Annotated in this window: 23 protein-coding genes; 11 read left to right on the forward strand and 12 right to left on the reverse strand. The window is 51.2% G+C overall.

Annotation, left to right across the window (positions count from 1 at the left end):
- Nucleotides 1-24 precede the first annotated feature (24 nt).
- Entirely contained in the window at nucleotides 25-2,328 is a 2,304-nt protein-coding gene (locus LN341_RS09340) for a DNA internalization-related competence protein ComEC/Rec2 (RefSeq protein WP_370643626.1), read from the reverse strand.
- Nucleotides 2,329-2,369: 41 nt separating this feature from the next.
- Here LN341_RS09340 and LN341_RS09345 point away from each other — a divergent pair, with 41 nt between their 5' ends.
- Nucleotides 2,370-2,882, forward strand: a complete 513-nt coding sequence (locus LN341_RS09345; protein ID WP_046219749.1) for a DUF2062 domain-containing protein — start codon at nucleotides 2,370-2,372, stop codon at nucleotides 2,880-2,882.
- A 224-nt stretch (nucleotides 2,883-3,106) separates the two neighbouring features.
- On the opposite strand, the gene lolE is transcribed toward LN341_RS09345, so the two are convergent.
- From lolE to lolC, 3 genes are read right to left on the reverse strand one after another with little or no spacing between them, the layout of a single operon-like run.
- Nucleotides 3,107-4,351, reverse strand: coding sequence for a lipoprotein-releasing ABC transporter permease subunit LolE (gene lolE / locus LN341_RS09350; protein ID WP_234204993.1), 1,245 nt, complete (start codon nucleotides 4,349-4,351; stop codon nucleotides 3,107-3,109).
- Nucleotides 4,348-5,037 carry a lipoprotein-releasing ABC transporter ATP-binding protein LolD gene (gene lolD / locus LN341_RS09355; RefSeq protein ID WP_234203148.1) on the reverse strand — a complete coding sequence of 230 codons (690 nt, stop codon included), beginning with the start codon at nucleotides 5,035-5,037 and terminating at the stop codon, nucleotides 4,348-4,350. Before lolD ends, lolE begins: the two co-directional genes overlap by 4 nt.
- Nucleotides 5,030-6,238 carry a lipoprotein-releasing ABC transporter permease subunit LolC gene (lolC, locus tag LN341_RS09360; protein ID WP_234204995.1) on the reverse strand — a complete coding sequence of 403 codons (1,209 nt, stop codon included), beginning with the start codon at nucleotides 6,236-6,238 and terminating at the stop codon, nucleotides 5,030-5,032. The genes lolD and lolC overlap by 8 nt, the downstream gene beginning before the upstream one ends.
- Before the next feature lie 188 nt (nucleotides 6,239-6,426).
- Here lolC and LN341_RS09365 point away from each other — a divergent pair, with 188 nt between their 5' ends.
- The 5 genes from LN341_RS09365 (at nucleotide 6,427) to LN341_RS09385 (ending at nucleotide 12,484) form a co-directional block, all read left to right on the forward strand.
- Nucleotides 6,427-7,002, forward strand: a complete 576-nt coding sequence (locus tag LN341_RS09365; RefSeq protein WP_234203149.1) for a PilZ domain-containing protein — start codon at nucleotides 6,427-6,429, stop codon at nucleotides 7,000-7,002.
- 2 nt (nucleotides 7,003-7,004) lie between these two features.
- Nucleotides 7,005-10,460, forward strand: coding sequence for a transcription-repair coupling factor (gene mfd / locus LN341_RS09370; RefSeq protein WP_234203150.1), 3,456 nt, complete (start codon nucleotides 7,005-7,007; stop codon nucleotides 10,458-10,460).
- A gap of 28 nt (nucleotides 10,461-10,488) precedes the next feature.
- On the forward strand, nucleotides 10,489-11,310 hold the full coding sequence (locus LN341_RS09375; protein WP_234203151.1) for a peptidoglycan binding protein CsiV: 822 nt from the start codon (nucleotides 10,489-10,491) through the stop codon (nucleotides 11,308-11,310).
- A gap of 58 nt (nucleotides 11,311-11,368) precedes the next feature.
- The gene (locus tag LN341_RS09380; protein WP_234203152.1) at nucleotides 11,369-11,941 is read left to right on the forward strand and encodes a GNAT family N-acetyltransferase; all 573 of its coding nucleotides are present in this window, start codon (nucleotides 11,369-11,371) and stop codon (nucleotides 11,939-11,941) included.
- Between the two features lie 69 nt (nucleotides 11,942-12,010).
- On the forward strand, nucleotides 12,011-12,484 hold the full coding sequence (locus LN341_RS09385; protein WP_235335428.1) for an FKBP-type peptidyl-prolyl cis-trans isomerase: 474 nt from the start codon (nucleotides 12,011-12,013) through the stop codon (nucleotides 12,482-12,484).
- 101 nt (nucleotides 12,485-12,585) lie between these two features.
- Here the strand turns inward: LN341_RS09385 and LN341_RS09390 are convergent, their stop codons facing one another.
- The 8 genes from LN341_RS09390 to hinT form a co-directional block, all read right to left on the reverse strand.
- Entirely contained in the window at nucleotides 12,586-13,875 is a 1,290-nt protein-coding gene (locus LN341_RS09390; RefSeq protein ID WP_046219741.1) for an NAD(P)/FAD-dependent oxidoreductase, read from the reverse strand.
- A gap of 133 nt (nucleotides 13,876-14,008) precedes the next feature.
- Nucleotides 14,009-14,551, reverse strand: coding sequence for an alpha/beta hydrolase YcfP (ycfP, locus tag LN341_RS09395; protein ID WP_234203153.1), 543 nt, complete (start codon nucleotides 14,549-14,551; stop codon nucleotides 14,009-14,011).
- 96 nt (nucleotides 14,552-14,647) lie between these two features.
- Nucleotides 14,648-15,502, reverse strand: coding sequence for a DUF6279 family lipoprotein (locus tag LN341_RS09400; protein WP_234203154.1), 855 nt, complete (start codon nucleotides 15,500-15,502; stop codon nucleotides 14,648-14,650).
- 50 nt (nucleotides 15,503-15,552) lie between these two features.
- The gene (locus LN341_RS09405; RefSeq protein ID WP_082095686.1) at nucleotides 15,553-16,398 is read right to left on the reverse strand and encodes a phosphotransferase; all 846 of its coding nucleotides are present in this window, start codon (nucleotides 16,396-16,398) and stop codon (nucleotides 15,553-15,555) included.
- Entirely contained in the window at nucleotides 16,399-16,989 is a 591-nt protein-coding gene (lpoB, locus tag LN341_RS09410) for a penicillin-binding protein activator LpoB (RefSeq protein WP_046219739.1), read from the reverse strand.
- A 70-nt stretch (nucleotides 16,990-17,059) separates the two neighbouring features.
- Complete coding sequence (locus tag LN341_RS09415; protein ID WP_046219738.1) at nucleotides 17,060-17,455, reverse strand: YcfL family protein; 396 nt, start codon at nucleotides 17,453-17,455, stop codon at nucleotides 17,060-17,062.
- Complete coding sequence (locus LN341_RS09420; protein ID WP_046219737.1) at nucleotides 17,455-18,852, reverse strand: COG3014 family protein; 1,398 nt, start codon at nucleotides 18,850-18,852, stop codon at nucleotides 17,455-17,457. Before LN341_RS09420 ends, LN341_RS09415 begins: the two co-directional genes overlap by 1 nt.
- Before the next feature lie 70 nt (nucleotides 18,853-18,922).
- Nucleotides 18,923-19,273 carry a purine nucleoside phosphoramidase gene (gene hinT, locus LN341_RS09425; protein WP_046219874.1) on the reverse strand — a complete coding sequence of 117 codons (351 nt, stop codon included), beginning with the start codon at nucleotides 19,271-19,273 and terminating at the stop codon, nucleotides 18,923-18,925.
- Between the two features lie 360 nt (nucleotides 19,274-19,633).
- Between hinT and LN341_RS09430 the strand changes: the two genes are divergently transcribed.
- From LN341_RS09430 to LN341_RS09450, 5 genes are all read left to right on the forward strand, one after another.
- Nucleotides 19,634-21,631: a methyl-accepting chemotaxis protein gene (locus tag LN341_RS09430; RefSeq protein WP_234203155.1), complete on the forward strand. Its 1,998-nt coding sequence runs from the start codon at nucleotides 19,634-19,636 to the stop codon at nucleotides 21,629-21,631.
- A gap of 175 nt (nucleotides 21,632-21,806) precedes the next feature.
- Nucleotides 21,807-22,550 carry a class I SAM-dependent methyltransferase gene (locus LN341_RS09435; protein WP_234203156.1) on the forward strand — a complete coding sequence of 248 codons (744 nt, stop codon included), beginning with the start codon at nucleotides 21,807-21,809 and terminating at the stop codon, nucleotides 22,548-22,550.
- Nucleotides 22,551-22,843: 293 nt separating this feature from the next.
- Nucleotides 22,844-23,800, forward strand: a complete 957-nt coding sequence (locus tag LN341_RS09440) for a transposase (RefSeq protein WP_234204997.1) — start codon at nucleotides 22,844-22,846, stop codon at nucleotides 23,798-23,800.
- A gap of 363 nt (nucleotides 23,801-24,163) precedes the next feature.
- Nucleotides 24,164-25,195 (forward strand): dihydroorotase, encoded by a 1,032-nt coding sequence (pyrC, locus tag LN341_RS09445; protein ID WP_234203157.1) that lies wholly within the window; start codon nucleotides 24,164-24,166, stop codon nucleotides 25,193-25,195.
- 134 nt (nucleotides 25,196-25,329) lie between these two features.
- The gene (locus LN341_RS09450; protein WP_046219733.1) at nucleotides 25,330-26,565 is read left to right on the forward strand and encodes a sodium:proton antiporter; all 1,236 of its coding nucleotides are present in this window, start codon (nucleotides 25,330-25,332) and stop codon (nucleotides 26,563-26,565) included.
- Nucleotides 26,566-26,598 lie beyond the last annotated feature (33 nt).

Consider the following 26,598-nt stretch of genomic DNA (forward strand, 5'->3'; position numbering starts at 1 on the left):
TCAGACCAGGTTTGAGAAGCGCAATCAGGGCCTGAAAAGGGGTTGATACCAGTGTTGCCGGCCATCTTTGCGATAGCGTGTGAACGCGACATGACCCTGTTTGATACGCAGACTGATCTGACCGTCTTCGGCCGTCTCCAGCCAGTGCAAGCCCTGCATCAGGTAACGATGTTTGACCTGCTCCGCCGGGAGTGACCAGGGGCTGTATTTACCAGCAGAGACTAAGGCGTATGTCGCCTGTAACGAATCTAACCAGGTCTGGGTCGACGATGAGTTACTGCCGTGATGAGGCACCAGCAAGATATCTGCTTTCAGATCCGGCTCGAGCCTGGCGAGCAACAACTCCGAAATGGCATCAATGTCACCGGTGAGCAACAGCGATGTGTCAGATTCCGGGTTGAGCCACTGATCACTCACCTGAATCACGCAGGAATGCGGATTGGCCGCTTTAGTTACCCTTTTGGGTGGCCAGAGCACTTTGAACGTCAATCCCTGCCAGCGCCATATGCGGCCACGAACACAGGGCGCAAAACCCTCTCGTTGGTCACTGCTGCGCAGCCAGGCCGGATTCAGACGTGTTATCACATCAGGTGTCCCGCCAGCATGATCGGCATCGGCATGACTGAGGATGAAACCGTCCAGATGGCGAATGCCCTGCCGTCTCAATACCGGCTCGATGACCGAAAGCGCCATGCTTCCTTCCGGCCAGCTATTTCCGGTATCGTAGAGCACAACTCTGCCGTGTCGCTGAATCAGTATCGCCAGCCCATGTCCGACATCCAGCATATCGACCTGCCAACTGTCAGGATCAAGTGTTTGCGATTTACTCCAGTCACTGATGCCCCACAGCGCCAGTACCAGACTGACTTGCAGACACAGAAAGCGCCGCCAGGGCAAAAACCAGCACAGCACGATCCCCGTGACCATCGCCAGCAGGACGATAAACAGACTTTCTGACAGTGGCCACCAGGCCCCTTCCGCCAGACTTGCCAGAGCAATCACCGGATGCAGAGACCAGTCGGCTAACTGCCAGAACACACCAGAGAGACCGGGCACAGCGATCGTGACAACAGCAATCAGAACGCAAGGCACAGTCACCAGACTGACCCAGGGCACCGCAAGTAGATTGATCAGCGGCGCTGCCAGCGAGATCCCGCCAAACCACACCCACTGCAACGGCAGCATGAGCCCCAGCAGTGCCAGTTGCAGCAACACATACACACGGACGGTCTCACGCCAGGGCACGGCGGTCTGCTCTGCCTGTTTCCGTCGCCGGATCCCGCCAATATTGGCCAGATACAGCACCAGCACAGCACCGAATGACAACCATAGGCCGGCCGAGTATGACGCCAGCGGATTGAGGATCAGGCAACTTGCCAGAATGACCAGCCATAGCTGCAGTCCGCTCCAGATCACACCGTAACGAATCATCAGCAAGCACAAGACAGAGGTCAGTAAAGCGCGTTGCGTGGGGATACTGAATCCGGCCAGCCAGGCGTAACCATACGCCAGCAATAACGCCAGCCAGAAAGGTAACCAAAGCCAATATCCGGACTCAGGCAAAGCACCCCGCACCCGGCTTCCGATGCCCCATCCCATCACGACAACCAGTCCGATATGCAGACCGGATATCGCCATCAGGTGAGCCAGTCCGCTATCGCGAAGGATCGACCAGTCATCCTGATCTAAACCATCTCTTTCGCCAAAACCGAGCGCTAACAGATAGGCCCGGTAAGTGAAACCCTCCGTTTGCTGCACCGCACGATCAAACCAGCGCTGACGCAAACTCATTTTGCTATTTTGCGACAACAAGGTACCGGCAATGACAGTTCCAGTCCCATGGATACCGTTCCCCACCGCATAACGTTCAGCATCAAATCCTGCGGTATTTGCCCGTCCGTTCGGTCGACGAACCCTGATATCCAGCGCATATCGCTGACCTTGTTTCAGATGCCTCGCCTCTGGCCAGTCAAGCAATAAACGCAGAGAATCTTTTCGCAGAAGATCGCGTTCCTTCACATGCTCTGTAACAAAAATGAATCGCTTATCAAGAATATTATGATTAATTAGGCTGCGAACTTCGCCAACTATGGTAATATTCCCGCGCTCTTGAGGAAGGCTATTGACTGCCTTGCTATAGTCAGCAGCAGTGACCCATGCCCAGAGCCCACCTATTGCGATCGCAAGAAACAACTTGATACGCAAACAGAAAAATATCGCTCCACCTATAATGATGGCTGTAATAAACCATTTGTAGTCTGGTAAGGAATGCCAGAAGTGAAGTGACAAAACACCAATGGATAAACCGGCTGTCATCTGAAACATCATGACGACCTGACGCTAACAGCCATTATAAATAACGACAGACGATGCCAAGACAACTGATAAAACGTTTCTTGCCCAGCCCAGAGATGATTAAAAACCATAAGGCTTTGAAAGTTTTTGGTACTGTGCTGCATAACCCTAACCTGTGGTGTCTGAACCGCCGATCCGCCTCTGGCGCATTCGCGGTTGGGCTGTTTATGGCATACGTCCCCTTACCCAGCCAGATGATTATGGCCGCAGGGTTAGCCATTCTGTTTGGCGTCAATCTGCCGCTTTCCGTATCCCTGGTGTGGATTACCAATCCAATCACGATGCCGGTGATGTTCTATGCGGCATACAAGCTTGGGGCATGGCTGATGAATGTGCCCTACCAACCTTTTCATTTCGAACTCTCATGGGCCTTCCTTGAGCAGCAGATGAACCAGATTGGTCCGCCGTTTCTGCTGGGCTGTCTCGTCTGCGGCACGATTTGCGCTTTGATTGGCTACTTCGGTATTCGAGGGTTCTGGCGTTATTCTGTGGTCAGAAGCTGGAATCGCCGCCGTTTCCGGCAATAAACACTCGCGAAAATAAGCGCTTCAGAAATAAGCACCAACGATTCACCATAAAAAAACCTCGCCAATGCGAGGTTTTTTTATAACGTCTGATTGATGGGGTGCAGAAAAACACTGCCGGTTTGGAAGCCAGGTAATATCGATTAACGACTGTGTATCATTGACATCAATACTTTTTCGGTCTGATTCACAGTGCTCAGCCAATATAAGCGCCAATTTACCGGCATTTATTTTGCACTTAATACCTGTGCGGGTTGCAGTGCACTCGCCCTGCGAGCCGGATACCAGGTGGCTAACAGGCTGAGCACAATCGCTGTCACCATCACAATGGCAACATCAGGCCATCTCAGCTCAGTCGGCAGGAAATTCACGAAGTAAATGTCACCTGATAAAAACGGATGACCGATCAGTTTTTCCACAAAATGCGCAATCGAAGTCAGGTTCAATGCAACCAAGGCTCCCAGAAAGGCCCCGAGCAAACTGCCAATCAGCCCAGACAGTAAGCCATGCCAGACAAAGATCATTTTAACCAGACGATCACTGGCGCCCATGGTGCGCAAAATCGCAATATCTGCCGCTCTGTCTTTCACTGCCATCATCAGCGTGGAGACGATGTTAAAACACGCAACACCAATCACCAGTACCATCACCAGATACATGATGGTCCGGACCAGTTGGATATCGCGATAGAGATACCCATATTTCTGCGTCCAGCTCTTTAAGTAGACATACACAGGTAAGGTATATCCGACTTCTTTGACGATGTTCGTCGCATCCAGCACTTTATCAACGTTGATCGAGATGCCGGAAACGCCCTCCCCCATAGCAAGATAGTCCTGCGCGTCCAGCAGCGGGACTAAAGCAAAGTTATGGTCAATCTGCCCGCCCAACGCCAGTACACCCGCAACCTGAAGACGAAGCCGCTTCGGCGCTTTGAGCTGGTTGCCGCTGTCACGGTTTGGCAACATGGCGGAAATCCAGTCACCCACTTTGATACCCAGCAGATCCGCAACACCCTGCCCAAGAATAATGTGTTTCTGACCTGCCTGAAAATCCTGCCAGGCGCCGTCTTTGACATAGCCAGGCAAAGCGCTGACCCGGATTTCCTGAACAGGATCGACCCCTCTGACTTCCACCGCTTTAAGCTGTGTGCCCTTTTCAAGCAAGGCCGTAAATTGCACATAAGGTGCCGCGGCTTTGACTCTGGGGTGCTTTTCAACCGTCTCCAGAACCGGCTGCCATTCGGTAAATGGCGGCTTCACTGCTTCCAGCTCCCCATGGGGGATCACCGCCAGTACCCGGTTTTGCAGCTCACGCTCAAAGCCATTCATGGCCGACAGGCCGATCACTATCACCGCGACGCCCACGGCAATCCCTAAAATCGAAGAGATGGAGATAAAAGACACCAGCCGGTTCCGCTGCCGGGCCCGGCTAAAACGGCTGCCGATAAAGAGAGATAGTGGTCGCATCAGGCCACCTCTGCGGCCGCCAACTGGCCATCCTGCATATGCAGGCAACGATCAAGTTTGCCAGCCAGTTCATTATCATGGGTGACCACCAGAAAAGCGGTGCCCGATTCCTCGTTCAGGGTGCGCATCAGATCGTAAATTTCCAGCGCGGTTTTATGATCCAGATTGCCTGTCGGCTCATCGGCCAGCACCAGGGCCGGCTTATTCACCAGGGCCCGGGCAATCGCCACCCGCTGGCGCTCGCCGCCACTGAGTTCTGAGGGCCTGTGGCTGGTTCTGTGGCTCAACCCCACCTGCTCCAGAATCTGTCTGGCCTGCTCTTTGGCTGCCGCAGCGGAGACACCGCCAATCATCAAGGGCATCGCGACATTTTCTTCCGCAGAGAAATCAGACAGCAAATGGTGAAACTGATAGACAAACCCGATGTCCTGGTTGCGTACTCTGGCCTGTTTATTGGCGCTCATGCCATTGAGTTTCTGGCCTTTAAAATAGACATCACCTGCCGTTGGCGCATCCAGCGCGCCCAGTAAATGCAGTAAGGTGCTTTTGCCCGAACCCGATGACCCTACAATCGCCACCAGCTCTCCGGCTTCGATTTGCAGGCTGATATCGTTCAGTACCTGGGTTTCCAATTGGGCTTCACGGTACACCTTAGTCAGATGCTGGCATACCAATAACGAATCACTCATAACGCAAGGCCTCAGCAGGACGGACAGCCGCCGCCCGATAAGAAGGGAAAAGGGTCGCCAGTAAACTCAGACAGATAGCCCCGACAATCACGATAGCAACCTGGAATGGCTTCACATCGACAGGTAACGAACCACCTAAGCTCGCCAGATCAACGCCCAGCAGCGACAAAATACTATTAATATTCAATGCCAGCAGGGTGCCAAGTATGCCGCCGATCACGGCCCCTATCACCCCGCTGCTGGCTCCCTGCACAATAAAGGTCAGCAAGACCTGCTGGCTGGTCATTCCCTGTGTTTTCAAAATCGCGACTTCAGCCTGTTTTTCCATCACCACCATGATCAGGGCCGAAATGATGTTAAAAGCCGCGACACCAACCACCAGCCCCAGCATCAGCCCCATCATGTTCTTTTCCATTTTCACAGCCTGAAACAGCTCACCGCGCTGATCCCGCCAGTCCGACCAACTGAAGCCATCAGGTAAATCAGACTGAGCGAGCGCTGTGACACTAAAGGGATCATCCAGGAACAAGCGCCAGCCGGAGAAGGCTTCGGGTTTGTAACGTAACAGACGGCCTGCATCGGTGATGTTGGTTAACACCAGAGACTTATCGACATCTGATCCGGTGAAATAAATGCCAGAGACAATAAAATTGCGCTGACTGGGAATACGCCCCAGCGGGGTATAGACGCTGACACTGGTCACCATCAGGCGGACTTTATCCCCGACTTTGACCCCCAGTTGCTGCGCCATGCCATTCCCAAGAATGACCCGGTAACTGCCCGGTGTCAGATCAGCAAGCTGCCCTTGCACCATGTGCGCCGCCAATGGTTCATAGCCTTCCGGCTCGACACCCAGCATAGAACCAGCCGCCAGCGCACCGGCACTTTGCAGCACGGCCTCTGCGCGGGTTAACGGCACCACCCGGTTGACCTGAGGCAAGGCAGACAGCGCAACAGGCGGCGCGTCAGGCTGAGTAAAAGGGCCATCCTGCTGAGTAATCAGTGCCTGCGGCAACACACCCAGAATGCGGTCTTTGAGCTGCTGCTCAAAACCATTCATCACAGAAATGACAATCACCAGCGCAAGCACACCTATGGTGATGCCTGCCGTGGACATTGCAGAGACAAAGCGGCTGAAACGGTCACCCGAACGGCCTTTCAGATAGCGCAGCCCAATAAAAATAGGCAAGGGATGAAACATCATTCAGTCTGGAACCATCCTGTTAACAGTGGTCAAAAGCATACCTGCTGCTGGCTGTGATTACCATGCAACTTGGTCAATCTCATGCAAAAAGAGTGGCTAAAAATCAACCTGTTGAGACCTCTAACTTGCCCGTTCGCCGATGCTAAGTGATAATCGAAGAATAGTTAACAAATCACGAGTGTGACATGAATCAGGACGAGTACTTTTCAGTCCATGCAGGGCTTACCATTAATGTTGAACCTTTGGGGGAACATGCAGTGCTGCCCGATGACGCCGAATTTCTGCGGGAAATTCCACCACTGTTTCGTGTTGCCAGTGAATGTAGCGAACTGGAAGGCAGTGCAGAAAAATTGTTGCAGCAAGATAGTAAAGCAATGAACCGCCCACTGCTGGACTATCTTGCAGCACAGAATCATAAGATCAACCTGCTGCTCTCTTTTGTGCTTTCTCAGCAAGATGATCCTGCCCTGCGCCATATCACACAAACCTTTGGGGCGAGCCAGTTGACTTACCTGGCAGAACAACCGCTTCCAATGGAATCTCAGGTTCGCCTGAAACTGTTTCTTGATAATCCCCCTGCTGCCGTGTATTGCTATGCACGTGTCAGTGAATGCCAGGCGAGGGAAGATAAGTTTGACATCACGCTGCAGTACACCAGACTGCAGGAAGACGACAGGGATCTACTCATTCGTGCAGCTTTGCACATCCAACAAAAACTGCTGCGTCAACGTGCGCTGCAACGAAACGAAAGTCAATCATAGTCATGACAACACACACGCTATTTTCTCTTCCTTTGCCGAACAAAGCCGGCGACAAGCGCTTTGTGGGAAATGTCTCCGGCGCCGCATTGGCGGTGGCCATTGCCGAACTGGCGAAAAGCCACACAGGCCCGGTGCTGGCTGTGGTGCCGGATACGCAAACGGCATTGCGTTTACAACCCGAGATCAGCCAGTTCTCTCAGGCAGAGGTCAATATTTTCCCTGACTGGGAAACCCTGCCTTATGACAGTTTTTCGCCGCATCAGGACATTATTTCTGATCGCCTGGCCCGTTTGTATCAACTGCCGACGCAGCAGGATGGTGTCTTGCTGGTTCCTGTCAGCACCCTGTTGCAGCGCCTGACACCGCGTAGTTTTATTCATCAGCACGCGCTGCTGGTGAGCAAAGGGGATCGCCTGTCGCTGGAAAAGTTACGTCTGCAGCTGGAAGCCGCCGGTTACCGCCATGTCGATCAGGTGATGGAACATGGGGAATATGCCAGCCGCGGCTCACTGCTTGATCTCTTCCCGATGGGAAACAATGAGCCCTTCCGGATTGATTTCTTTGATGACGAAGTAGATTCAATTCGTCAGTTTGACCCGGAAACACAGCTCTCAACCGGAGAAATTGACAATATTCACCTGCTTCCCGCGCACGAGTTTCCGACCGATGAAGTGGCCGTGGAAAACTTCCGCATGCGCTGGCGTGAGCAATTTGAAGCCCGCCGTGAGCCAGAATCCATCTATCAGCAGGTCAGCAAACGTACCTGGCCGGCAGGGATTGAATACTGGCAGCCGCTGTTTTTCGATCATACGGATACCTTGTTCGATTATCTGCCTGATAACACCTTGCTGCTGACCATCGGTGATCTGGAGAGCGCGGCAGACCATTTTCTGCACGATGCCGAATACCGCTTTCAGGAGCGCCGTGTCGACCCGCTGCGCCCGCTGCTCGAGCCGAAAGCCCTGTGGCTGACAACGGCTGAGATGTTCAGTGGCTTTAAAACGCTACCGCAGGTCAAGCTGAGCAAAGCCCCGGAAGAAGACAAAGCCGGCCGCTTCAACCCGGCGATTTCGCCCGTGCCGGCACTGACCATCAATCACCAGCTGAAAGAACCCTTATCAGCACTGCGCCAGTTTCAGGAAAGCTTCACTGGAAAAATCATTTTCTCGGTGGCCAGTGAGGGTCGCCGCGAAGCCTTACTCGACCTGCTGGCCCGTATTAAACTGCGCCCTATGGTTTGTCACAGCCTTGAAGAGGCCATGTCCGCCGCCAGCCAGTACACACTGGTGATTGGCGCCGCAGAGCAGGGTTTTATCCTCGACGAGCCGGCTCTGGCATTCATCTGTGAAAGTGATTTGCTGGGTGAGCGCGTGATTCAGCGCCGTCGCCGTGAAGATAAACGCACGGTTAGCTCAGACACCATTATCCGAAATCTGGCCGAGCTGAAAATTGGCCAGCCTGTGGTGCATCTGGACCATGGCATTGGCCGCTATCAGGGCTTGCAGACTCTCGAAGCCGGCGGCATTACTACAGAATATGTCACTCTGGAATATCAGGGCGGCGCTAAACTTTATGTTCCCGTGGCATCCCTGCATCTCATCAGCCGCTATTCGGGTGGCGCAGAAGAAGCCGCGCCAATCCATAAACTAGGCAGCGAAAGCTGGCAGAAAGCCCGCAAAAAAGCCGCCGAAAAAGTGCGTGATGTGGCAGCGGAGCTGTTGGATGTTTACGCCAAGCGTGAGCTCAAACCTGGCTTTAAATTCAAGCTCGATCGCGAAGCCTATGCCGATTTCTGTACCGGCTTCCCGTTCGAAGAAACCCATGATCAGGCGATGGCCATTAATGCCGTGCTGTCGGACATGTGTCAGGCCAAAGCCATGGACAGACTGGTGTGTGGTGACGTGGGTTTCGGTAAAACCGAAGTCGCTATGCGAGCGGCCTTCGTTTCGGTAGATAACAACAAGCAAGTGACAGTGCTGGTACCAACCACGTTGCTCGCTCAGCAGCATTTTGAAAATTTCCGCGACCGCTTTGCCAATACCCCGGTGCGGGTTGAAGTGCTGTCACGCTTCAAAACCGCAAAAGAACAAAAAGCAATTATGCAAGATGTCGCCGAAGGCAAAATTGATATCCTGATCGGCACGCACAAACTGCTCAACGCCGAAGTGAAGTATCAGGATCTCGGCCTGCTGATTGTCGATGAAGAGCACAGATTCGGTGTCCGCCAGAAAGAAAAACTGAAATCGCTGCGCGCCGACGTCGACATTCTCACACTCACTGCCACTCCGATCCCGCGGACACTGAATATGGCCATGAGTGGCATGCGCGATCTGTCGATTATTGCCACCCCGCCTGCCCGCCGTCTGGCGATCAAAACTTTCGTGCGCGAGCGTGAAGACCTGATTATCCGTGAAGCGGTATTACGGGAAATTATGCGCGGCGGGCAAGTGTATTTCCTGCACAACGACGTAGAAAGCATTGAAAAAACGGCGCAGGATCTGGCCACGCTGATCCCGGAAGCACGTATCACGACGGCGCATGGGCAGATGCGTGAACGTGAGCTGGAAAGAGTCATGAGCGACTTTTACCATCAGCGATTTAACCTGCTTGTCTGTACAACCATCATCGAAACCGGGATTGACGTCCCGACAGCAAACACCATTGTCATCAACCGGGCTGATCATCTTGGCCTGGCACAGTTACATCAGTTGCGTGGCCGTGTTGGCCGTTCACACCACCAGGCGTATGCGTATCTGCTGACGCCGCATCCCAAGCGGATGACCAAAGACGCCGTGAAGCGCCTGGAGGCCATTGCGTCACTGGAAGATCTGGGCGCCGGCTTTACACTGGCGACACACGATCTCGAAATTCGTGGCGCCGGTGAACTGCTGGGAGATGAACAATCGGGCCAGATCCAGTCGGTCGGCTTCACGCTGTTCATGGAAATGCTGGAACAGGCGGTCGAGGCACTCAAAGCAGGTAAAGAGCCGTCGCTGGACGACCTGCTGCGCGAGCAGACTGAAGTTGAGCTGCGCTTACCCGCGCTGCTGCCGGAAGATTATATCCCGGATATCAATACGCGCCTGTCCCTGTACAAACGTATTGCCAGTGCCGGCAATGAAGATGCGCTCAATGAAATCAAAGTGGAGCTGATTGACCGTTTTGGCCTGCTGCCGGATGCCGCCACGAACCTGCTCACCCTGAATATGCTGAAACTCAAAGCAGCAACCCTGGGGCTTCGTCGCATTGAGGCCGGAGAAAAAGGCGGCTATTTTGAATTTACTGAAAATGCTGCCATTGATCCCGGTTTTCTGGTTGGTCTGTTACAATCGCAGCCACAGCAGTTCAGAATGGATGGTCCGACTAAGCTGAAGGTCACGGCAACACTGACGGACCGCCGTGAACGCATTCAGTATGTTGACGGCTTCCTAACACAATTGGCTGAAAACACCCTATAATGGCTGGATACCAGTGCGGAGTATAACATTGAAAAATCTGATTTATTTACTGCTGCTTGTCATCAGCCTGCCAAGTTTTGCAGCACGACAATTTGACATTGAAGTCATTATCTTCAAGCGAAATATAGATCCGGAACAAACGGCTGAATCCTGGCCGGATCAGACGGAGCAAATCAATTACAGCGGCACAGTGCGACTGAACAATATGGCGCAACTGGCCAACAGAGGCATTACGCCCATGCCGGCCAGTCAGTTTAAACTGAGTGAACAGTATCAGCGCCTCAAGAGTCATGCCGGTTTTACCCCGCTGGCTCACTTTGGCTGGCGGCAGGGTGATCTCAGTAAGGCACAAGCCCCAACTTTCCGTTTAACAGCAGGCCGGGACTTTTCTGGTCAGTTTCTGCAAGACGGAACCTCTAAAGCAGAAGCGGCGCGCCGTGGGCTGAACAGCAGCGACATGACAGCCCCACCCAGCTTTGATCTTGCTTCCGGTGAGGAAACGCCGACAGAGCCTTCTCAAGAAGCGGCTAAACCTCTGTATGAGTTGGAAGGGAAAATTCAGGTCTATGTGAATCACTTTCTGTTCACCAATACCCAGCTGGATTTACGTGAACCAGGCCGCCGTGAAGTGGTTGTCGGTACTGAGCCACTAGACAGCCTGGATCCCAGCCAGAGCGGGACGGTTCAGTACGGACAGTTGCAGGAAGTGAAAAAGAAAATCGAAGTTGAAGAATTCCTCAAAGCATTCCGCTTTGATCAACAACGTAAAATGCGCAGCGGTGAAACCCATTATCTTGATCACCCGCTGATGGGAATGGTGGTACAAATCCGCCGACTCGATTCAGAATAACAACGTTTACGAGGGGCCATCTGGCCCCTTTTCCGTTTACTGTCTGCAGGAATCACTGATGAAGCTGGACTTCATGCTCACTACTCCCCGTCTTTACCTGCGGCCATACAAGATTGCAGATGTCGATGACAACCTGGCCGCGGTTCTGGAATCGCAGCCGGATTTATCGCCCTGGGTCGAGTGGTGCCATGATGGTTATGACCAACAGGATGCGCACGCCTGGCTGTCGGCTTCTCAGATGAACTGGAAAATCGACAGTGGCTATGAGCTGGCAGTTTTTACAAGCCGTGACGACAAGTTTGTCGGGACTGTGTGCCTGAATAACCTGTCTCAGCTGACCAATTCTGCTGAGCTAGGCTACTGGATACGAAGCAGTTGCCATCGTCAGGGCTATGCAACAGAAGCAATTATTGCTCTGGCCCGTTTTGCGTTTGACACGCTGGCACTGACCCGGCTGGAAATTGTGGTACACATCCGTAATACCCCCAGCCAGAAAACAGCTGAAAGCACAGGCGCGTTGTTTGAATCTCTGAGCCGAAACCGAATTTACACCCATGGCAAAGCCTGCGATGGCATGGTCTACTCACTGATTCCGCAGGACTTGTCACTCAAACGCAACAGGTTCGGCTAACAGACTCAGGTAACCACGAGATACCTGGCTATATTCAATATGAACAATACAAAAAAGGTAGGAATATCAGTGTTTAAAATTATTCTCGCGATCATTATTATCGGCTTGGTAGTTTTCTTCTTTCAACGCAGCCAAAGCAATAAACAGCTTTTAGTGCAGAATGCTGAAGAAGGCAAAGCGTTTCTTGAAGCCAATAAAAACCAGGAAGGGGTCAAAACGACAGCCTCTGGCCTGCAGTATACCGTGCTGAAATCAGGGACAGGCACGGTTCACCCTAAAGCCTCGGACAAGGTGACTGTCCACTACCACGGTACCCTGATTGACGGCACTGTATTCGATAGCTCTGTTGAGCGTGGCGAGCCAATCGCTTTCAACCTCAATCAGGTGATCAAAGGCTGGACCGAAGGGCTTCAGTTGATGGTTGAAGGGGAAAAAGTGCGTTTGTTTATTCCGGCCGAACTGGCGTATGGTAACCGCTCTATGGGTAAAATCGGTCCCGGATCGGTGCTGATTTTCGATGTTGAGCTATTAAAAATTAATTGATCCCCAAACCATCACCACCGCCCGCAGCATACGGGAATTGAGCGTAGCAATAAAAAACCGCCTGAACCGGCGGTTTTTTTGTTGAATCACTCAGTCCCCTGTTAATGAAGCTTGAGATTGGGACGGAGCACTCGGTTTATACGTCCCACCAGCATCATCAGGCTGGTTTTGAAGAAACCGTGCAGCGCGATATGGTGCATGCGATACAACGAAATATACATTACGCGGGCAATCCGGCCTTCAATCATCATCGACCCTTTGGTGAGATTTCCCATCAGGCTTCCGACGGTAGAAAAGCGGCTCAGGGAGACCAGCGAGCCATGATCAACAAAAACATAAGGCTTCTGCGCACGATCCGTCAGCTTAGCGACAATGTTCGAGAAACAACGACTGGCCATCTGATGCGCTGACTGCGCACGTGGCGGCACCAGAGTGCCATCCTTTTGCGTACAGGCAGCCAGATCCCCAATCACATAAATATCGTCGTCACGGGTGGTCTGCAGGGTATCTTTAACGACCAACTGGTTGATACGGTTGGTTTCCAGCCCTGCAATATCTTTCATGAAATCAGGAGCTTTAATGCCCGCCGCCCACACCATGAGTTTGGCCGGAATATGCTGACCGTCTTTGGTTGTCAGGCCGGTTTCGTCCGCTTTAATCACCATGGTTGCCGTGTGTACCTTGACTCCCAGCTTAGTCAGCTCGGTATGCGCAGCCGCTGAAATGCGTGGCGGCAGCGCAGGCAGTATACGCTCACCCGCTTCAATCAGATTCACATTCAGTCTTGAACTGTCCAGATCACCAAAACCATACAAACGCAGCTCTTTCACGGCATTATGCAGTTCCGCGGACAATTCCACCCCGGTCGCACCCGCACCGACAATCGCAATATCAACCGTTTTCTGCTCTTTGTTCGCATGCAGCTTCAGGAACTGATTGTTCATTTCAGTTCTGAATTTATGTGCCTGCGCCGGGCTGTCCAGGAAAATACAATGCTCTCGCACCCCGGGCGTATTGAAATCATTACATTTCGAGCCGATCGCCAGAACCAGAATATCGTACTCAAGCTCACGTTCAGGGAGCAGTAACTCATCGTGTTCATCAAACAGCGGATGCAAAGAAATGCACTTGCGCTCGCGGTCAATGTCTTTCAATGAACCCAATTGAAAATCGAAGTGATGGTTTTTAGCGTGCGCACGGTAACTCAGTGCGTCAACGCCTTCATCCAGCGAGCCGGTCGCCACTTCATGTAACAGTGGTTTCCACAAATGACTGCTGTTTTTATCGACCAGGGTAACGTTTGCCTTTCGTTTACGGCCTAAGGTTCGCCCTAGTTTGGTGGCCAATTCCAGGCCCCCGGCACCGCCTCCAACTACGATGATTCTCGTCACAGTCTTTTTCCTCTAGTTTTTATAAATCTTGCACAAACCGGCAGGAACCTTGTCCTGCCAGGTAAAAATTCTGACTGACGTAGAGTTGGGCAGCGGATCATTTCAATCCGTCTGCGGAGGGAGAGGCATATACTCAATGGGTTGCTTTAAATTGCTTTATTGCTTGTAAGTGCTGGGAGATTTTCTTGAATTTATGTGTTTGTGTATCGTCCCAGATCACTTGGTAATATGCGTCCAATGTTCTATTTATGGCTTGATTATCTAACACTTCATCATGAGTTGAAAGTATACAGAGGCACTTCCCGATATTTTTTTCTCTGAAATCAGACACGCATTTTGTTGCTATATCTGCGTACTCTTCCGGCCGATCAATTTTACCCTGCATATTTGTTTCAGGATGTAAATTTGGGTTAAAAATCGCTTGCTTTATACCGCAGATAAACCCGATTCGCTCAGCCCAATAACCGCCAAGCCCGACCCCGCAGATCAGCGGATGCAGGTCCTCACTGGCAGCAATGAGCTTATCCACTTCTTTCAGTAAGTGTTGCATATCGTGTTTGGGATGAAATGTACTATAAGTCACTGCGCGCACATCGGGATCGATAAATTGCAGCTGAAGTACTTTTTCGTGATTACCAGGGCTTGTGGAATCAAAGCCATGCAGATAGATGATCATAGTCACTCCTGATAAATGTCCGTAAAAAGATAAATCACTACACGGTATAGTGCATTATCCACAAATTTTAAGTGGTTAATTCGCTCACAGATATGCTTACTGCTGGATCAACACGGCTATCTCTTTACGGGTTTCGGTTAATTGATTCATCAGATACTGACGTTGAGAGGAAGATAAACTCTGATTCAGTTGTGCCATTAATGCGAATCGGCGCTGAAGGTATTGATCTAATTGAGACTGTACCGGCGCATAGCGAAGACCGACGACATCTTTTAATAATGTCTCGAATCTCGCATCAAATTCCGGCCGGTGACGTTGCGACAATAATGTTTGCCACTGCTGATAAAGACCGCTTCGCACAGAAAAAAAGACAGGTTCCATATCAAGCTGATGTTTTGCCAGCTCTCCGATCATGGCTTGTTGTTCTTTTGTGAGTGATCCAACCCATTCTTTGCTGAACTTTTCAAATCTGGCGGTGTACCGCTGAAGTTTTTCTTCCTGGCTTAACTTCTCTCTCTTGGTCCGAAGTTCATCCAAATCCTTATTGATCTTGCTGTTAATCTGGTCAATCTGGATATTACTCAGATACCGGAGCAGATTGGCCACCGGTGGGGTGAAGACGGAAACACTCTGCTCTGCCAGTGCCGTAAAGCTATCGTGGTAGCGCGCTATCTGGGCTGAAGTCAGCGGACGTTGCAGATCCTGCTGAAACTCGAGAATCTGCTGATGCAGCTTAGGTAACTCTTGCCGGCGGTGCACAGCCTGAGCCTGTAACAGCTCGCTTTCAAACCGGGATGCCTGCGCTGGCGTCAGACTGACATAATCATCCAGATACCAGGGAACCCAATAGTTCATGGTGTTATAGGCAAGACGGGCGGCACACCCCGAGAGAAAAACCAACAAACACAGGAACAGTAACGGACGATGCCAACGAGCACAGGCTAGACTCACGCGCACTTCCTCCAGAAAAACTGTCTGACAGATTTACCCTGCGATAGCAATCAGGCCGCAGCCAATTTTGCTAACAATGCTTTTGCCTCAATACGATAGGTGTCATCCTGCCACAAATTTGCGCCAGCATAATACCAAAGCATAGCCAAGAAATCGCACCAGGGGAGCCACCGTTGCACTGCTTCTGAGACAAGGTCCGGGTCACCTCCCTGATAACGGCAGTAGTGCTGCGCAGCAGTTACAACATCAAGGTGGTTGGCCTGAACCGTGAATGCCAGATCCAACATAGGGTCACCAGCTGCCGCATACTCCCAGTCAATCACGGCCAACTCTCCACACGGGCGCTGAATGAGATTGTAAAATCCCAAATCATGATGGCAACAGGTGTCAGGAAAGCCACTGTGAGGAATATGGCTGAAATAATGTGCACATACTGATGCCAGTTCCTCCCCGTGATCCTCCGGTGAGATGACAGCGAGATAGTGTTCAGCCCGCTGACGCACGGCTAAACGCCAACCGGGCAAAGGTAACCGGTGAATCCTGGCCTGCAAGGCCATCAGCACAGCTGATGATGGGGCGTGAACACAAACCTCCCCTGTTATCCATTCAACGAGTATACCGGCTGATGTTTTTGCAATAGGACGGGGAGCAAACGGACAAGGCTGCATCGCTGACAACAACCGGTACTCATATTCACGGTCAACACCGAATGCCTGACTGGCAGCGCTGACAGGACGCCAGACCGCTTGTCTGACAGAAGATGACGGGGATTGCAGCTCAAGCTGCCAGCATCGGTTACTGAGCCCGCCGCCTAAGGGACGGGCACGCAGTACATCGAAACCCGCGATGCGGGAGAATGGCCATTCTCCCGGCTCAAGCCACGATGAGTCAGGCACTTACCAGCCCAGCAAGCGTTTGGCTTCCTGCTTACGGATTTCAGTTTCATCCGCCCACTCAATCAGACCGGTTTCCAGATCCATCAGACGCATGGTCATTTTGTAATAGACGTCTTTATCGCTGCCGGATTGCTTCACGATACTGGCAAGGTTACCGTACATCATGTATTCCGCGCCAACCATCTTGCCAAACTGAATCGCCGTACTTTGATTGACCAGTTCATCGTTGTTCTGGAAGTTCAGTTGCTTACGCACTGCTTCTACTCGTGTCATATCGACAAAACGGAACTTGCCTGAGTTCAGCATGCGTGTGCTGATTGAATCGGTAATCGATTCAGTATCAATGTGCTCGCTGGTTTTATTTTTGATGCTGTCCACCACGATGATTGGACGCTTACCGGCTGTGATCGCGCCCACTGAACCCGATGCCAGCATGCTGTCTGTCATGTTTTCCGCAATCTTTTGCAGGTCAGTCGAGCCGAATTCAGAGGTCGTGGTTTCGACTCCCTGGGCATCTCCATAGGTTACCTGTTTTGCACAACCACCCATCAGGGCAGCAATTCCCACTAAAGCTATGACGCGTTTTTTCATTTCTAACCCTTAATCGGTTTTTATCATTCTCGGTATTATGGGATGATATCAGTCAGCCCACTAAACTTGCTTACCAGGTACTGGTCGCTTCACGGATATAAATACGGTAATTGGTAACATCCGCGCTTTTTGCCATGGCTTTGATGGTCATAGTGTCTTTACCGTGCAGAACAAACTGCCGCCATGGGCTTTCACTGCCGCTGACTTCCAAACCTTTGGCATCGTACCAGTAAAAACGGTACTGCAGCTTAATATCCGTATCTGACTTGCTGTTTACCGGCACACCCGCCTGAAGCAGGCCATTCTGACGCGAGACGATGGCTTTTTCGATACCAATCTGATTGGCCAGATAAGGATTTGCAATCACCACATACTGGTTACTGCTATCAATACTGATACCAGAGGTTGTGTTATCCGCGCAGGCGGCCAGCATCACAGTGAACAGTATTACCGCAAAATATTTCATTAGTTTTCTCCTAATAACACCGACCAGCCACGCATGGTCTGGCCCTGTCGGGAAATCCAGACCATAGTGGTACGGCCTGGTTGAACCTCAGCTTCCACCGAGCTGCCCTGCCATTGAACCTGATGGCGCCCGGGTAGCAAGTCTTCCTGGTATAAAGCAACCTGAGCGGGCAGCGTTTGCCAGCTTCTTGTATCCGGCTGCTCTGTTAATGCATTGAATATATTCGCCAACACATTACCAACTTCATCACCGTTTCGCGCTGCCGACTGTCTGACCTGCTCTTTGGCAATCACTCGCAGGCTCTGGCGCAATACCCGTACCGGCAAGGTTTCACTCAAACTCTGTTTGGCCATTTGATCAACATTGACCAAAGGCGGTGCAGTCAACAAACGGTTATTCAGGCTGAGTTTGCCCGGCAATACTGCCGGACGCGGCGGGTAATATGGCAGTGCCAGATTGTAAAGCACACTCTGACCCTGGCTATCATAGAGCCAAAGCGGTAATCGCCAGCCTTCAGGCGCCTGTACCACACCCTGTTCATCTAAAATAATCAGGCGACCGGTTCCTGACTGAGGTGATTGCCAGGGACCATACTTTTTGGCCAGCAACTGCTGATCATCTGTCATGCCCAACCGCTCAGCCAGCCTTTGCACCGCCTCTGCCACATAAGGATTATCTGGAGCGACTGCTAACGCCCGTTTGAAATCAATATAGGCATCATTCAGATTACCATCCGCTTCAAACAACATACCTGACAGATAAAACAAATAGCCATTCTGCACCGCAGCCAGCGTTTGCCCGGCATTCGGATAACGCGCGAGTACCGAACCAATATTATCTGCCAGCCCCTCTTTTTGCAGTTGTCGTTCTGCTGAAGCTAATTCAGATTCACGTTGCTGTTTTGCTGCTTCCTGCACCTGATTGGCTCGACGCATTTCAACCAGCGCACCATCCAGGTCCCGATTATGAATGTAGTTCAGCGCCAGATATAAATGCAAAAATCCCAGTTCATAATCAGAGGCTTGGTAACTGATCATATTGTCATTGGTGAACAGTGATCCCGCCTGATTCAACCCTTCAGACACCTGAATCCGGGCAGCATCTTGCTGCTCTTTCACCGCGTTGTCCGATTTCTGCAGCGCAGCAAAGCTGGCGGTGTAATCGCCTGCCAGCAACGTCAGCCTGCCCCGTTCCATACCATCAAGAATCGCCCCTGCAGGCTCATCAGGCAGCTTGTCTAATGCGCCCTGAATCTGGCCTTGAGACAAAGCCTGTCTGCTCGATGTGGTGCTGGCACTGTAATGACTGAACAGGCTGTGCCCGGATAAATTGGCACAGCCAGAGAGAATAAAAGCGCAAAAGAAAACAACGGTTTTGTACCGGAAATGTTTTTTCATTCGATTCTGTTGATCATCTGGCCGTCAACGCAAATCACTGCTGTCGACAGGCCATGAAGATTCACCCGTCTTAACCAACCAGCATCGGGCCGAGCGGACGACCACCCAACAGGTGCATATGAACGTGATACACTTCCTGCCCGCCGTGAGGATTACAGTTCACAATCAGGCGGTAACCGTCTTCTGCAACCCCTTCCGCTTCTGCCAGTTTGCGGGCAACAGTAAACAAGCGCCCCATCATTGCCTCATCTTCCGCTTCAACATGATTCACTGTTGGGATCAGTTTGTTAGGAATGATCAGGATGTGGCTTGGCGCACGGGGGTTAATATCGCGAAACGCAGTCACCAGATCGTCCTGATACACCACATCTGCCGGGATTTCCTTACGGATTATTTTGCTGAAGATAGTTTCTTCTGCCATGACTTTCTCCATCTGTTGATTTCCACCCTTGCGAGTATGCGTGAGTCGCGTAATCAGAGCAATATTGAACGTCGTTTTAAACCAACTTTTCAGCGATTATTTCACTGCAAAATCTTCATTTTGTTACACCTGCCAAAGTATGTGCAAATCGTATCCGGTTATCCTCGTAAGCATGTCTGACTAGCAAAGTACGATGATATTTTGATGACACCGTCACGGCTTGGAGAACACTTATTTTACGTCGTAAAGCAAACGTTGTATGAGTGGACAAATAAAAATACCAATAAAAATAATCACACTGGCAAGTAAGGAAATGCCCGGGATGCGTCAGACCCGGGATGTTTTAGGGACGATAGTGCAATGAAAAAACAGACTTCTGTCATCCGGCGTATGTACGCAGGTTTCGCCGTGATGATCGGCCTCTTCGCAACCACCAGCACACTGACACTGATGGAAACCAAGACCATCTATGGTCAGTTGGAATCGGTCAACACCGAGTCCGTTCCGTTAGTCACCATTTCCAGTCAGGCCAATGTGGAACTTCTGGTTGCCGACAAAGTGTTTAAAGATTTCCTGACCACCAATGATCAAGATCGAATGCAGCAATATGAAAGCCAGTTTACTGAGTCTTACGATCATTTCAGACAGACTCTGGCCACGCTGATTGATACCGCGAAAGATTACCCAACACTGAGCAGCCAGTTAGAAGCCTTAAAAGCATTGGAAGACAGATACTTTACCCAGGCACAGGTTGCCATGAGCAACTACCGTGATCAGTTAGCCGCCAATGAAGCTCGTCAGCAATCCATCCGCCGCTTTCAGCAATTGCATCGTGACCTCAACGTACGTATGAAAGATGTCATTGCCGATCGCAGCCGGGTGTCTGAACTGATGCTGGCAAAAAGTTACTTCGACAAACTGGGCCAGACAGAATCCATCACCTCTGATGCGCTGGCATCCAGCGATGTTGAAACGATCAATGAAGCGATAAAAAACAATAAGCGTCTGGTGAACCATCTCAGCAATTCTTACCGCACTCTGACCTCGATGATCCCTGACCTCAAGCGGACGTTCGACTCTTCCATCGAGCAGTATAATCAAGACATCGGCCAGTCCGGCGGTGTGCTGGATGTGCATTTTAACTATATTCAGGCTCAGGAACGCCTCTATACCAGTATCAGTAATCTGGCGGCTGAAATTAACAATGCCAACGCTTTACTGGAAAGCTTCCGCAGCCAGGCTCGCGGAGACATGGATACGGCCATCGCTCAGGCCGGAACCTCTTACCAGACAGGGGTCAGAAATACCGTGTTATTAGGCAGCCTGGCCGCATTTCTGGCCGTTGTTATCGGCTGGTTTCTGGCACGAAACGTCAGACAACCGCTGGCTTCCACTCTGACCACCCTGGAAGCGCTGACCGCAGGTGATATGACAAAGCGCATTACAGACAACAAATTTGCTGAGTTCGGACAGTTGAGCCATCACATTAATACCCTGGCCGATCATCTGCAGCAACTCCTGAGCCAGCTCAGCGATGCCTCCGCCGAACTGACGGAAGTCGCAACCCAAAATCAGACCACCACAGCTGATGCGAAAGATCGTCTGAACGAACAGCGCCAGCAAACCGCGTCTGTCGCCACTGCAATGACAGAAATGGAGCACTCGGTCGCTCAGGTGACCCAAAGTGCCCAGCACACGCTGGATAAAGTGAAAAATGTTGAATCGGCCGCGGCAACCGGTCGCAATGTCATGGGTCGCAATATTTCCACCACCCATCAACTGTCCGAGCAATTGGACCAGTCGGTGCAGGCGGTAAATCAGCTCCAGCAAATGAGCAGCAATATCGGCAGTATCCTGGATGTGATCCGGACGATTGCCGATCAGACCAACCTGCTGGCGCTGAACGCCGCGATTGAGGCCGCCCGCGCCGGTGAACAGGGACGCGGCTTTGCCGTGGTTGCTGATGAAGTGCGTATTCTTGCGCAGCGAACCACAGCCTCCACAGGTGAGATTGAATCCATGATTCAAGAGCTGCAATCCAGCTCAAGCCAGGCGGTTCAGGTGATTGAAAGCTGCGTGAACGAAATGGAAGACAGCGTCAACCAGACCTCAGAAGCCAGCAGCGCGATGGAAGAAATTGAAGCCATCATTATTGAAATCAGTGATATGAGCAGCCAGATCGTGCAAGCCACCGAAGAGCAGCGCAGCACCACAGCCAGTATTGCCCGTAGTCTGGAAGACATCAGTGAAATTGCCGACGCCAATCTGGCAGCGATGGAAAGCGTCACCAGCGCCAGCCTGAAGCTGGATCATCAGGCTAAAGAGCAAAACGCCCTGGTTCAACGCTTCACGCTCTGATCAACTCAGGATAATCCCTCATCAGGCCAGAATCCGTTTCTGGCCTTTTTATCGTGTCTGTCCGTTTATCTACCTATCTAATCACAGTTACTGATAATTTTATCTGCTTCGCAAATCCAACCGTTTGGTTTACTATGCGCCACCCAAAAATTTCAGCTGAGTCTATCAGGCATCTATGTCCGCCAACGCCCTATATACAGACCTTTCCGGCTATTACGACTTAATGTGTGTCGATATTGATTACCAGGCACAAAGCCATTGTATTCGCCGACTCCATCAATTGTTCGGTAACAAAGGCAACACCCATCTTGATCTGGCCTGCGGAACCGGTCCGCATGTTCGCCATTTCATTGATTATGGCTATCAATGCAGTGGATTGGATATCAATCAGCCGATGCTGGACATTGCCGCTACGCGTTGCCCAGAGGCCCAGTTCACCTTACAAAACATGAGTGATTTCAATATCACTTCCCAGGTCGACTTGATCACCTGTTTCCTGTATTCCATCCACTACAGCGATGGTATTGAAAAGTTAAAAGACTGCATCGCCAGCGTACACAGTGCATTAAGCGACCAGGGGATGTTCTGCTTTAATGTCGTTGATAAAGACAAAATCAATAACGACTTGTTTGTCAGGCACTCGGCCCAGCACGACGGTAGTCACTTCACCTTCCACTCCGGATGGCATTATTGCGGTCATGGCGAGAAACAGTCTTTAAAACTCAGTATCGAAAAGAGCACAGCTGACGAAACCCATCGATGGCATGACGAGCACCCTATGGTTGCTGTCACTATCAAGCAGCTCAAAGAGATACTGAAGCCATACTTTGAGGTTCACGTTTTTGAACATGACTACGAAAAAATCATCCCCTGGGATAACAACTCAGGCAATGCCCTTTTTGCTTGTGTAAAGATCTGACTCTGATGGGCATCATTCAGTGCGTTATCAATGATGCCCATACTGTCCATACTGTGGACCAAGAGAGAGTGTTACGGACAGACACCACATCAAGAGCATCAAGAGCATCAAGAGCATCAAGAGCATCAAGAGGACAGACATACGATGATGCAGGGACAGGCGCATAAAGAAAAAAACAACTTCATCAGTTTCATGAGGTTCCGACCTGGATCGCGGCTTCGGGATTTGCCCCTTTTATCATTGAGCACAACAAAATACTGTGTATTTATCCAGTTCAATAGTTGTGACTCCCAATAACGACAGCACGCAGCCAACTTATCAGTATAGAAGCGACACCCTACTACCATTGCGTTTCCCGCTGTGTTCGCCGCTCTTTTCTGTGCGGCTACGATGTTCTCACCCAGACCAGCTATGAACACCGGCGGGGATGGGTTGAGAAACGGTTGAAGCGGATTGCCAGTGTCTTCTGTGTGGATGTTTGCGCCTATGCCATTATGAGCAATCACTACCATGTCGTTCTTCATATCAACAAACCAAAAGCTCATCGCCTGTCGAACCATGACGTGATAGAGCGCTGGCTCACCTTACATCGCGCCCCTGTGCTGATTCAGCGTTTTTTAAAGCACGAGGCCTTATCCAAGGCCGAACATACTGCTTGCTTAACCATCATCAAAACCTGGCGCGAGCGGCTTTGTTCCATTAGCTGGTTCATGCGCCTGCTCAATCAATACATCGCCAGTAAAGCCAATCAGGAAGACGAGTGTACCGGCCACTTTTGGGAAGGCCGCTTCAAAAGCCAGGCATTATTGGATGATAAAGCCTTAGCCGCCGCCATGGCGTACGTCGATTTAAACCCGATCCGGGCCGGTATCGCAAAGACACCGGAAGCCTCCGACTACACATCCGTGAAAGCACGCATTGAATCGCTTCAAAAGAACGAAGCAACGGCGCCCTGTCTTTTCCCTTTCGCCGGTAACCCGCGAAATAATATGCCAGAAGGGCTGCCATTTCGCCTGTCAGATTATCTTGAACTGGTCCACTGGACCGGACGACAAATCAGGGAAGGGAAACATCACCATATCCACTCGACTCAATGCCCGATCCTTGAGCGACTCAGTTTTAGCACAGCCTGCTGGCTAAATATTTGCACCAGTATTGAAAAAGGACTCCTGATTGGTACCCCTTCATCTATTCAAGCCGTTTTACCGAAACTGAACCGAAAGCGGTGTATCGGTTTACGCATTCCATAACATTCTCGGCAAACAGTTCCTCAACAACAATCCATTCGCAAGCCGCCCCTCGCCTGAAAATCAGGACTGAGATCTAAAAACCTAGTACCAAGCCAAAAAATCACAGGAGATACATTTCTGAAAAATAATTTATGGCCTTGATAGCCTCTTGCGATACGCTTTTTCTAATATGCCTGTCCTTATAAAATATATGACTGTCCTCATTCAGTTGTGAGCCACCGCGTCTGCTTAGTGTGACTGTCCCCGTTAAGCCACCTTAAGCCGATGCAAACGATTGCGGTTTGAGAGGGCAAATGGGCAATACGGCTTTACTTAGTCACGCCATACTTTTAGAATCGGGCGAATTTTTTGGAGGGAGCTACTATGACGTCGATCACTATCACACGTCCGGACGACTGGCACGTACACCTGCGCGATGGCGATGTACTGAAGGATACGGTTCGGGACATCAGCCGCTATATGGGACGGGCTATCATCATGCCTAACCTGGTTCCTCCCGTGACAGATACCTCTGCCGCTCTTGCTTACCGTGATCGTATTCTGGCTGCTCAGCCAAGTGAAACATTCTCTCCTTTGATGGTGCTCTACCTCACCGATAACACAACCCCTGACGAGATTCGCAAAGCCAAGGCCAGTGGTCATGTATTTGCGGCCAAGCTCTACCCTGCCGGAGCAACCACGAACTCTGATTCAGGCGTCACTGACATCAACAAACTGCTGCCGACCATGGAAGCCATGCAGGAAGTGGGTATGCCGTTGTTGATTCATGGCGAAGTCACCAAGCACGATGTAGATATTTTCGACCGTGAGAAAGTCTTCCTGGACACTGTTCTGGCGCCTATCGTCGCAGCCATGCCAAACCTGAAAGTGGTCCTTGAGCACATCACCACTAAAGATGCGGTCGACTTCGTCAACAATGCCGGGCCGAACGTGGGCGCAACAATTACCGCCCACCATTTGCTGTATAACCGTAACCATATGCTGGCAGGTGGCATCCGTCCGCACTTCTACTGCCTGCCGATTTTGAAGCGCAACACGCATCAGGAAGCACTGATTGCAGCGGCCACCAGTGGCAGCAACAAATTCTTCCTGGGCACAGATTCCGCGCCGCATGCGAAGGGCAAAAAAGAAGCCGCCTGCGGTTGTGCCGGCTCTTATACAGCACATGCTGCTATTGAGCTGTACGCAGAAGTTTTCGAGCTGGCAGACGCACTCGACAAACTGGAAGGTTTTGCCAGCCATCATGGTCCCGATTTCTATGGCCTGCCTCGCAATCACGACACCATCACCCTGACCAAACAAAGCTGGGCGGTGCCGGATACCATGGAATTCGGTGCCGACCAAGTTGTGCCGATTCGGGCCGGCGAACAAATCAGCTGGAAAGTGACAGATTAATCCGCTTTGCCATCATGAGAAGGCTCCTGTTGTGGAGCCTTCTTTCTATCTGTGTCCCTATTTCACACAATCTGCTTGCTTCATCCTCCAGCACGATTAAAGTATAAAAAACAATCACTTTTAAAGAGGTGTCTGTGACTGGTTATGAATCAATTCCCTCACTTGTCATTTTCGCCGTACTGGGCTGGGTTGCCCTGAACACCATTTTTTTCTTCTCTCACCGCTGGCGGCTGTTTTCAGACATTACCTGGATCCTCTTGCTGGGACTGACCTACGGCGCAGTTTCCGCAATGCCAGATTCCAACTTGCCGGATCTGGTGCTGGAGCCCCATGTTGTGCTGTATCTTTTCGTGCCGCTGCTGGTGTTTTCATCCACCCAATGTATTTGCCTGTTTCATTTCAGACATGTGCTGCTCCCAGCGTCACTGGCCGGCTCTCTAGGGATATTGATCAGCATGCTGGTGATCGCGACCGCCATTCACTGGCTGCTCGAAGTTCCCCTTATGCCGGCTCTGCTGTTTGGGGTCATCATCTCTGCCACAGACCCACTGGCAATCAGCGCCTTATTCAAAGATAACCAAAGCGTGACCGAAAATCAGAAACTGCTGATTGAGGGAGAATCCATACTGAACGATGGCTTTGTGGTCACTGTGGCCAGTATTCTTTCATTGGTCATTTTCAGCGGTGTGGAATTTGATTTGGCAAGCAGCAGCCTGAGCTTGGTGTCACATGTCGTGGGGGCTTTGGTGGTCGGTGTCGTCCTGGGACGCGGGGCTCGCTGGCTGCTGACGTTGCTTCATGAGCGGCATTACACCTTAACAACCAATATCACGCTGGCTTTGGCGTATGGCAGTTTTGTGTTGGCGGAAGAGTTGCATTTTTCAGGGATTCTTGCCGTATTTGCCGCGGCACTGGCATACGGTTACAAGCCCTATCAGGATGATGCCAATCACCTGGCACACCAGGAGATCTGGGAATATCTGGATTATGTCGCCAACGCACTGCTTTTCTTTCTGCTGGGTTCCAGCGTGTTTACCCTCTTGTCTCTCGAGATGCTGTCCGCCGTGAACATCCTGTTATCCATACTACTGCTTTTTTCAGCACGGCTTATTTCGCTTTGGCTGATATTGCCAGCCCTGCGTATCGAGTCGGAAAAGCTGTCGCGGCTTGACTTCTGGCTGCTGAATTTCTCGGGCGCACGTGGCGCAGTATCCATTGCCCTGATCCTGATGCTGCCGGCAGATTTCAGTTACAAGCCTTTGTTTCTGACGATGGCAATCAGTATGGTTCTGTTTTCCCTGATTGTTTATCCGGTCATCACCAAGCGCATACTGGCACAAACGAATAGCACCAAAGAGTCGGCTTCTTAACACCTTTTCCGTGGAATCGTCCTCCCTGCATCG

Source organism: Photobacterium sp. TLY01, from assembly GCF_021432065.1.
Lineage (GTDB): Bacteria > Pseudomonadota > Gammaproteobacteria > Enterobacterales > Vibrionaceae > Photobacterium > Photobacterium halotolerans_A.